General features: G+C 60.9%; 12 protein-coding genes. 1 reads left to right on the top strand and 11 read right to left on the bottom strand.

Features of this window, described 5'->3' with window-relative positions; genetic code table 11:
- Window positions 1-32: 32 nt before the first annotated feature.
- The 3 genes from NW844_RS10985 to rimP all read right to left on the bottom strand — a co-directional run bounded on the left by NW844_RS10985 (window position 33) and on the right by rimP (window position 2,742).
- Window positions 33-680: a flavin prenyltransferase UbiX gene (locus tag NW844_RS10985; protein ID WP_414335627.1), complete on the bottom strand. Its 648-nt coding sequence runs from the start codon at window positions 678-680 to the stop codon at window positions 33-35.
- Between the two features lie 55 nt (window positions 681-735).
- On the bottom strand, window positions 736-2,109 hold the full coding sequence (gene nusA / locus NW844_RS10980; protein WP_414335625.1) for a transcription termination factor NusA: 1,374 nt from the start codon (window positions 2,107-2,109) through the stop codon (window positions 736-738).
- Window positions 2,110-2,268: 159 nt separating this feature from the next.
- On the bottom strand, window positions 2,269-2,742 hold the full coding sequence (gene rimP, locus NW844_RS10975; protein WP_414335623.1) for a ribosome maturation factor RimP: 474 nt from the start codon (window positions 2,740-2,742) through the stop codon (window positions 2,269-2,271).
- 336 nt (window positions 2,743-3,078) lie between these two features.
- Here rimP and NW844_RS10970 point away from each other — a divergent pair, with 336 nt between their 5' ends.
- On the top strand, window positions 3,079-3,594 hold the full coding sequence (locus tag NW844_RS10970; RefSeq protein ID WP_414335622.1) for a TIGR02652 family protein: 516 nt from the start codon (window positions 3,079-3,081) through the stop codon (window positions 3,592-3,594).
- 101 nt (window positions 3,595-3,695) lie between these two features.
- Here NW844_RS10970 and NW844_RS10965 read toward each other — a convergent pair whose 3' ends face one another.
- From NW844_RS10965 to NW844_RS10930, 8 genes are all read right to left on the bottom strand, one after another.
- The gene (locus tag NW844_RS10965) at window positions 3,696-4,145 is read right to left on the bottom strand and encodes a hypothetical protein (RefSeq protein WP_414335629.1); all 450 of its coding nucleotides are present in this window, start codon (window positions 4,143-4,145) and stop codon (window positions 3,696-3,698) included.
- 190 nt (window positions 4,146-4,335) lie between these two features.
- The gene (locus NW844_RS10960) at window positions 4,336-5,277 is read right to left on the bottom strand and encodes a hypothetical protein (protein WP_414335620.1); all 942 of its coding nucleotides are present in this window, start codon (window positions 5,275-5,277) and stop codon (window positions 4,336-4,338) included.
- 262 nt (window positions 5,278-5,539) lie between these two features.
- Complete coding sequence (locus tag NW844_RS10955) at window positions 5,540-6,064, bottom strand: hypothetical protein (RefSeq protein WP_414335619.1); 525 nt, start codon at window positions 6,062-6,064, stop codon at window positions 5,540-5,542.
- 121 nt (window positions 6,065-6,185) lie between these two features.
- Complete coding sequence (gene pyrF, locus NW844_RS10950) at window positions 6,186-6,893, bottom strand: orotidine-5'-phosphate decarboxylase (protein ID WP_414335617.1); 708 nt, start codon at window positions 6,891-6,893, stop codon at window positions 6,186-6,188.
- The gene (locus NW844_RS10945) at window positions 6,883-7,323 is read right to left on the bottom strand and encodes a DUF6464 family protein (protein WP_414335615.1); all 441 of its coding nucleotides are present in this window, start codon (window positions 7,321-7,323) and stop codon (window positions 6,883-6,885) included. The genes pyrF and NW844_RS10945 overlap by 11 nt, the downstream gene beginning before the upstream one ends.
- 64 nt (window positions 7,324-7,387) lie before the next feature.
- Window positions 7,388-7,687: a hypothetical protein gene (locus tag NW844_RS10940; protein ID WP_414335614.1), complete on the bottom strand. Its 300-nt coding sequence runs from the start codon at window positions 7,685-7,687 to the stop codon at window positions 7,388-7,390.
- A gap of 93 nt (window positions 7,688-7,780) precedes the next feature.
- Window positions 7,781-8,617: a peptidoglycan editing factor PgeF gene (gene pgeF / locus NW844_RS10935; protein ID WP_414335612.1), complete on the bottom strand. Its 837-nt coding sequence runs from the start codon at window positions 8,615-8,617 to the stop codon at window positions 7,781-7,783.
- Entirely contained in the window at window positions 8,614-9,018 is a 405-nt protein-coding gene (locus NW844_RS10930; RefSeq protein ID WP_414335610.1) for a DUF3119 family protein, read from the bottom strand. Before NW844_RS10930 ends, pgeF begins: the two co-directional genes overlap by 4 nt.
- Window positions 9,019-9,136 lie beyond the last annotated feature (118 nt).

The following is a 9,136-nucleotide window of genomic DNA, read 5'->3' as shown; positions in this document are numbered from 1 at the left end:
CTGGGAGAGGGGCTGGGGGTGAGGGGATCCCCTTAGTCCTCTGGGGGCAGCTTGAGGATCTGCCGCTGGCGCATCCCCTGCCAGCGCTGGATAAGGTCGCTGTCGATGCCGAACTGATCCAGCGCCTTCACCACGACAAAATCCACCAAATCCAAGAGGGTGCGCGGCTGGTGGTACCAGGCCGGAATGGCCGGGACAATGCGCACCCCTGCTTCCGCCAGAGTGGTCAAGTTGCGCAGGTGGATCAGGCTAAAGGGGGTTTCCCGCGGCACAATGACCAGACGGCGACCTTCTTTAAGCTGCACGTCGGCCGCCCGCTCCAGCAGATCTGAGCTCAGGCCGGCAGCCAACTTAGCCACCGTCCCCATGCTGCACGGGATCACCAGCATCCCCTGGGTGCGATAAGAGCCACTGGCGATGGTTGCCCCCACCTCCTGCCAACGGTGGCAGACCAGGGATCCGCCCTCGCTTTCGGCCTGCTGCCGCCAAAATTGCGCCTGCTGCCGGGGATCCACCGGCAACAGCACCCCTTGCTCTCCCTGCCACACCTGATAGGCCGCCTTGGAGACCACCACTTCGACGCGGTAATCCAGGCTGAGCAGGACGTGCAAAGCCCGCACAGCATAAAGCATCCCAGAGGCGCCTGAGACGCCAAGGATGATGGGCAGAGAGGATGTCAAGGGCCGCCGCAGAACGTCTTCTGCTCAAGTCTAGCGAGGAGAGCTCTCTCTGATCTCACTCTTGGGGCTGGGCGATGTCGAACTCGGCATCGTAGTCGAAGTCCTCGTCTTCCTCAACCCAGTCTTCTCCCAGCCTGTCGTCTGTGGCCAACTTCTCTTCCTCCAAGCGGCCTTTGGTTGCGTACTCCTCGTCCTCTAGGCCCAGAGCGGCTCGCTCTGCCCGCCGCCGCAAGCGTTCCAAAGCCTCCGGCGTGATGAAGGGATAGGGCAGCCCCTGCGCTTGCGCCTCCTCTAGCGCCGCCCGGTAGCTCTCCACTTCTTTAATATCGATTTTCCAGCCGGTGAGACGGGCGGCCAGGCGCACATTCTGCCCCTCTTTGCCGATGGCCAGGCTGAGCTGGTCGCCGGTCACCAACACGTGGGCCTGTTGGATTTCCGGATCCACCAGCCGCACCTCCACCACCTTGGCCGGGCTGAGGGCGTTGGCGATGTAGGTGGCGGGATCCGGCGACCAGCGGATGACATCGATTTTCTCGTTGCGCAGCTCGGCTACCACCGCCTGAATGCGGGATCCCCTTGCGCCAATACAGGCCCCCACCGGATCCACGTCTCGCTCCACCGTATCGACGGCGATCTTGGTGCGCGGCCCCACGTTGCGGGAAGGGGGGTTGGCCTCCCGCGCCACCGCCACGATGCGCACAATATCCTCTTCGATCTCCGGCACCTCGTTGGCAAACAGGTTGACCACCAAGCCGGCATCGGCCCGGGAAACCAAAAGCTGCGGCCCCCGCCGGGATCCCTGGTAAACCTGTTTGAGGTAGACCTTCATCACCGTGTTGGGGGTGTAGCGATCGCTGGCCAACTGCTCCTTCTTAGGCAGCTCGGCCTCCACCTCTGGCTGGCCGAAACCGCTGGAAACAGCCATGATCACCTTCTGCCGCTCCATGCGCAGCACCCGTGCCTGCAGTACGGTTTTTTCCAGATCGCGGAACTCTTCCTGAATCAGACGGCGCTGCTGATCCCGTAACTTTTGCGCCAGCACCTGCTTGGTTTGGATGGCCGCCATGCGGCCAAATTCCGCCTGTTGTGGGGTAACGTCACTCATGACCTGCCAGCCCACTTCGGCTTCTGGATAGTCCTGCTGCACGTCGTACAGGGAGATCTCGTGATCCGGATCCTGCACCTGCTCCACGATGGCTTTGGTGGCCAAAACGCGAAAGCCCCCTGCTTCCACATCCAACTCCACATCGAAGTTGCGGAAGTGATCTTCTTCAAAAACGACATCTCGCTGGATGGTTTTGCGGTAGCGTTCGTAGCCTTTGAGCAGCGCCTCTCGCAGGGCATCGGTGACCACATGGCGGGGCAGGTTGCGCTCCCGCGAGATCATCTCCACCATTTCTGCCAAACCGGGCAGAGGCACCATCGACATAAACTGTTGTCCTCCTAATGCAACTTAAGCTGGGATGAAACTGCTATCACTGTTGCTCCGCAATCCTGACGGGAAATGCGTCGTCGCATAGCAGGTAGCTCCGACGCGAAGACAGGGCAACACACTTCGCGGCCGAACGTCCTCTCTATCCCCATTCCTCTACTCGGTTTCTGCCTCTGAGAGGACAACGCGCTGGACTGAGGCGCGGGGCAACTGGACTCGTCGCCCTTTGAGGGAGAGGGCAACGTTCTCCTCATCCCGACCCAGTAGGTGTCCTGACCAGACGGTTTTGCCCTTGTAGGGCGGATCCACCGTCACCTGCACCGCAAATCCTTTGAAAACCACAAAGTCGCGGTCGCTGGTGAGCAGGTTGGTGATGCCGGGGCTGGAGACCTCCAGCACATAATGGCCGGGGATCAGATCCACCCGATCCAGCTCCACCTCCAAGGCCTGGCTCATGGTTTCGCAATCGGCATGGCTGGTTTCTTGATCCGGATCCAGCGGACGGATGTCCACCCGCAAGACCGGTGGATACTGATTGGTGTGAAAAACCATCTGCACCAATTGATACCCCAGTCGAGCGGCCACAGGACGGGCCAAGCTCTCCAACTGTGGAATAAGAGGGTGAACCATAACCAACTCGTCGCCAACCTATGTTGCTGTCAGATCCAAACCCACTTGGGCCGGTGCCGGCAACAGGGGCGCTCAGCCCCCCAAAAAGCAAAAAAGTGGGCGCTGCCCACTCCCCGTTGTCATTGCGGAGATTGCCTGGGAGCTGCCTGGAGCCGGTGCAGACTCTGGGCGTGCTTCCCTTCAATCTATTTTAAAAGATCTCGTCTGGTTTTGTCATGGGGATCCTGACTTGCGTTTTGCCCACGCGATCGGCACCAGATCCACAAAAGGCAACATCTATAATGTGGACAACTGCGGATTTGCTCGACTATTCAGCCGCGTTTTGTGGGGTTACCTATGACCGTTGCCTTTTCCTACCCGATCTTCGGCCCCAGCATTCAGTGTCCCCACTGTCGGCAAACGATTGCGGCCCTCACGCTGACCGATACTTACCTCTGCCCTCGCCACGGCGCCTTTGAGGCGGATGCTGAGCAAGAGGAGCTGGTACATCTGCAATCCGGACGGCGCTGGCGTTTTTGGGAAGGCCGCTGGTTTCGTCAGCACACCCACGCCGATGGGATCCGCTTCGAGATTCATGAAGAATTGGATCGGCTGCGCATGCAAGGGATGCGAGCCACACAGGTGATCGTGGCCGAGCGCTACCGCCCCTTGCTCACCCCCTACCTGGAGCAGGGATCCCATCGCCGTCCCGGCCCACCCCGCCTCTACGGCCTGCCGGTTAGCTTCAGCTCCCAGCTTCCTGAAGGAGCCGGTGGACCACCGCAGCGCTGGCGAGTGATCAACTTCGAGCTGATCTGCGAGCTGGATCCGGCCATGCGCCAGCCGCAATCCCGGCTGCAGTTCTGCGATTAGAAGGACAAACGGCCAGGGAGCTGTTGCGGTGAGCATCAAGCCCCCTCGGCTCTGAGATTTTTCTCCGGATCGGGGAGAGCTATGCCTTGATAGGTGTAGCCTCATAAACTACCCCACCGCATAGGCGGGTGAGGTTTTAGCGCTCCGCGCCGCTGACGCGAATGGTAGCCCTGCAGTTGGCAAGCCAACCACGAACCCCTAGGTCGGTTTACAGCGGCCCCCAAAAGCGCAATCACAAAGGACTCCGTCCCGCCAGCGCGAAACGCCGCAAAACGGCTGACCGCCCCCATGAAGGTGGGCCCCTCCACGATCACCACATCCCCCGGCTCCACAAAGACCTGGGGCAAGAGGCCGAGGATCTGCCCAGAGCGATGGCCGATCAGCAGGTTTTCCAGTTGGGCCTCCACCCCTCTAGCCGGCATCAACTGCAGCACCACCTCAATCAACCCGGCAAACGTGCCGCCATAATTGAGGGCATTGTCCCCATCCTCTGCCAACACCTCCGCCGTGGCCCGTGCCAAGTCGGTCTTGGGAAACAAACGCGAGTCCAAAGGCAGAACTGCTCACCACCGGCACCGCCCCTAGATCTCCGCGCCAAAAGGCGGGGGGATCAAAGCCTGCGCCCGTTGGGCAAACAGGGTCTGCAACAGAGGCTGAGCTGCTGCGTTCGCAAAAGCGTCGCGTAGCGATGATGAGGTCTGGGTCATAGCAAGCAAGACAAAAAGAAAAATGCAGACTAGCCTAGGCCAATGATTGCCACGATAACAAGAAAGAACTGCCCAGCAGCAGGGATCCCAAAACCCGCCGCCAGCCCCGGTAGGGGATCTCCGCCAAGACGCCGCCGGCGCTCAGGCACAGGAAGGGGAGCCCCACCAATCCCCAGCGAGCACTTTGCTGCAGGCTGTTCACTTGGGGATCCCAAAACCACGTCGCCAGCATCCCCATCCAGAGGACATGGCCCAGGCCGGCCAAGCTGAGCAAGGCTTGTTGCCGTTCCGCCCAGGGCCAGCCCAACCGCACCAAGCTCAACCCCAAGGGCAGCATCAAAGTCGCCAAAACGGCCAAGCCACCTTGGGAGCTGAGGCGATAGGCAACCCTTGCAGAAGGATCAGCCGGTAGATCGACCCGTCCCAGCCAAGAAAGGGCCATCACCAGCAGCAGCAAAAGCAGCCAAAGTGCCCCTCGCGAACGCAGCGGCTGCCGCGACCACTGCTGGCTCGTCCACAGCCCCGCCCAGAGCAAAGCCAAGGGCCAAATCTTATAGGACAGGGCACAAGCTAGGGCCAGACCCCACCGGCGCAAGGCAGATCCCGGCCCAACGCCGCAACTGCACAGCCACACCCAGGTGCTCAAAATCTCGCTGCCCGGCTCCAACCCTTGGGTCAGCACCCAGGGGCTGAGTCCCCACAGCCCGGCACTCCAGAAGTTGCCCCAGCTCCAGCACAACAGCAGGATGGCCAAACAAGCCATGACCGAGAAGATCCGCAACAGCTCTCCAGCCGGGATCCCCGTTCCCTGAGCCAGCCAGGGCACTAGGCCATCCGCAAACCAGTGGTAGAGGGGCAGTTCCGGCTGACCGGATGGCAAGGATCCCTCAGAGCCGCTCACGGGCACAACGCGCCACCACTGCAGCGGAGACGGTTGCCCCCAGGAGCGGAGCCGCTGTCCCAAGAGCAGGCCCATCCCGCCCCAAAGCAGCCAGTGGCCTATGCAACCAAAACCGACCAGACGTCGGCGGCGATGTTTGTCCGTGTTGGACGACCGCAGTCGGGAAAATGAGCCGCGGGGCAGCCGTTTGCCCTGGCGAGGTTTGGCGGGGGGAAACTTCATAGGTATGCCCTATTGTGTTCCTGAACGGAATGGTCATTCGACCAGCAGCAGAACATCCAATGCCTCTCCCTCTGGGAGGAGAAAGTGTCCTTGTGTGCCTTGCAAAACTCCCCGCCTACAGAGAAGGTCTAGTCAACTCTAGATCGCCCGTCAAGGGGCAACCCGACTGCTGCCAGCGACGGATGGCCTGAGCGGTGAGCCCCTCGGTTACATCGCGAATCGGGATCCCCGCTCCGGTTACCTGCAGACGCACCAACTGCCAGGGATCCCCAGACCTAGCCCGCAGCACATAGGCCTCGTAGGCCAGTTGCAGGGTTTCGCTGCGCCGACCGGCCAAGGGGTTGTCCTGGGGGTGTTGGGGCAAGACCAAGCGGCGCTCCAACGTGGTGAAATACAGTCGAAAAGCCTCTGCAGCTGTTGTGGTGTCCGAGAAAACCTGAGCCAGCTCCTGAGGAGGGAGCATTTCAACCTCCGGCTTCCCCACAAGCACAACCTGAAACTCAGAGCGGGAGCGGCTCAAGGCCAGATTGAGGAACAGAGGCAACTGCTCCGTTAGAGCCTCAGCCCAAACCTGAGGAGCAGCCAGACAGGCTTCTCCGCTGGCCGGGGCGGCAGGAAGGCTGCACAGGCCCAAAGCCACCGATAAACCCACTCCCAGCCAACACCCCCTGCCGTTCGCGTTGGCGGACTGGACAGGTGGCCTATGGCGTCGTTGCCTCACAGCACCACTTAGCCAACAGCGGGCGAATCCCTCAACCTTCTCACCCAGAAGCATCCCACAAGGCTTGGAAGCGCCGCAAGGCCGCCACCGGATCCGGAGCAGCAATGATGGGGCGACCCACCACCAGGTAGTCGGCTCCTGCCCGCAGAGCTTGGTCGGGCGTGCAGATGCGCTGTTGATCATCCCCACCATCCCCCACCCTGGCGTCGCTCAGACGGATCCCTGGAGTAACCAGCAGAACCTCCGGCCCCAAAGCCTGGCGCAGCCGCCCCACTTCCTGCGGGGAGCAGACCAGCCCCTTCACACCTTGATCCAGGGCCAGTCGGGCCAATTGTAAAACGTAGTCGCCAGGATCCCGTTCAATGCCCAGCTCCTGCCGCACCTGGTCGGGGCCGAGGCTGGTTAAGAGGGTCACTGCCAACAGCCGACAGGAACTGCCCTGGGCGGCGGCCACGGCTGCCCGCAACATAGCACTGCCACCGCAAGCATGGACGGTGAGCAGATCCACCCCATAGCCGACGGCCACCTCCGTAGCCCGTCCCACCGTGTGGGGAATGTCGTGCAGCTTCAAATCCAGAAAAATGCGCTTGCCCCTTTCCTTGAGAGCCTGGAGGATAGAGGAACCCGCAGCAGAGAACAACTCCAGGCCCACCTTCCACCACAGCACCTGCGGCAAAGCGTCCACCCACCCCACAGCCTGCTCCCAAGAAGAGGTATCCAGGGCAACAATCAGGCGGTCACCCTTCATCGCGACTCATTCCAGGGCTCACGTTCCGGGGCTCGTAGTGGGGGCAACCTTCACAGGGGCCGTGCGGATTGACGGCACAGCGCAACTCTGGAGAATGGGCATTGTAGCGACAGGTGGGATCCCCGATGGAGTCGGGCGGCGAAGCCACGTAGGTATAAACAACCAGGCCACCAAATCCTATCGGGCTGACGAAGAAACGGCTGCTGCTGAAAGATTCGCCCACAGAAGGGTTGAAGGTTTCCTCGCAAGGTTCTGGCTCCAGTTCCTCCTCCAGATTCCAGAGCGCTTCCCACTGCCGCAGGGTTTCTTGGAGAGGCACGGCCAGGTGTTCCGTCAGTTCTGTCAGGGCTGTTTCCAAAGCGGCGAGGCTTTCTTCCGCCGCTTGGGTGAAGGCTGCCACCCATTCCTCCAATAGCTTCTCAAAATCCATGCAGCAGCGACCTAGAGGCTCCTTCTTTACCTTACTGCCAACCTGGGCGATCTTTAACTTCCTCTTAACTTCCTCCCTGGCAGACGGCATCCACCAGAGCTTGGTTGACCAATGGAAACAGCTCCGCCAACTCTTCTGTAGATAGGTTGCCGGTACAGACATTGGCGCGAATATGCCATTCAGCCCACATCTGCGGCGAGGGAGCAGCGGGATCCCGGCCTTCCTCAGAACCTGAACCGCCCACAGGGGCCCGAGGGCGGCTGCGTCCCGACCCAAGGTTTAGTTGCAGCACGCTGTCACGGTTGATGCCGGTCAGAGAGGTTTGGGCTCTTGCCCCTTGGGTCGAAACGAGTGTGAGGGCCAAGACCATCCCAGACAATCCGCAAAGGGCGGCACTACGAAACATGGGATCCTCGCCGGTTAGTGAAAAAGCTATAGGGCTCTGTCTTGAGCGCAATTATAGCCACTGTTGTTCCTGTTCTTCTGGGCAGAGCCGACTGGAGCATGCTGACAGCCGCAGGCCAATGCCCGACCACTGCACGCAATGACGGCCCTGCTCATCCTTCAGGGATCCATCGCGGCGGTAGGAAAAGAAATCTTGGGGTTGGCTGAGGGTGCAATGGGGGCTGACGGCAATCTGTTCAGAGGGGATCCCTTGGGCTTGGGCTTGGGCACAATTGACCCAGCGCAGATCCAAACGAACTTTGCCGGGCAGAGGATCCGGCAACAGGGCGGCGCGGGTGTCCAGCCCCAGAGGCAGGCTTTTCAGCACCTGCTCGGCCACTTCTTCTGACACCTGATAGACCGACCCCGAAATAGAAGGCCCGATGGCAACGCGAATCGCGGCAGCAGGGATCCCCGCCCGGAGAAACTCCCGCAGCACCTTGGACAAAATCCCCCCAGCAGTTCCTCTCCAGCCGGCATGAACGGCCGCCACCCATCCTCGACTGGCCAGCAAAATCGGCACACAGTCAGCGGTGCATACCCAGGCAGAATCCCCTTGGCGGCGGGCAATGACTGCATCCGCCTGAGAACGGGTAGAGATCCCTTGACCGGGTCTTTTTTGCCTGAGGGTTTCCGTGCCCTCATCTGCCCAAATCCAGTTGCAGCCGTGCACCTGATGGCCCCACGTGGCCCGTTCAGGGGGCAGTTGCAGCCGGGCGGCCAACTGGGACGGGAGGTGAGGATGGCCTTGGCGAGAGCCAAAAGCGTGAGGCCACTCTGCCAAAAGCTGACACTCCAGCCAGCGCCATCTCCCTGCCTGCCGCCAAACCCACACGGCAGAGCCAATCATTGGCGGGAGCCATGAGACTTTCGTCGTGGGTGGAGATGGCCCAACCGCTCTTCCAGGCACATTTTCAGCTCGGCAGGGTTAAACAGCATCGGCAAAAAATGAATGCTCTGGGTTTCTCGGAAAAAGAACAAAACCGGCAGCGGCGGCCAGAAAATTTGCCAATCCTGCCACTCGCTATAGGGGAACTCGCGGATGCGTTTGGGGCCGCTGTAGACCTGCAGCGCCGTCCTGGTAAAGGCCAGCCCAATCAAAGAGGTCTGCACCATCAAAAACAGGCCAAACAGGCCCACCCCCAGCCCCGCCCAAAAAGAAAGCCAAAACAACGGCACTGCCAAGGCCAGCACCGACAGGCTGAGGCGAAAATCTGGGGTCAACAGGTGGGCAGAATTGGGTCTTGTCATGCCCCGCTTCTCCTGGATTAAGGATCCCAGCCCCATTCTAGGCTGCCTCGGCAACCCTTCGGATCAGAACTGGCAAGACAACTCTTATGCACCCCTCACGCACAAACAGGCCCGCGGG

Origin of the sequence: Synechococcus sp. H55.2, from assembly GCF_047462495.1 — a bacterium.
Taxonomy (GTDB): Bacteria; Cyanobacteriota; Cyanobacteriia; order Thermostichales; family Thermostichaceae; genus Thermostichus.
The sequence above is the reverse complement of the archived record's forward strand: the minus strand, read 5'-3'. Positions and strand labels throughout refer to the sequence as shown.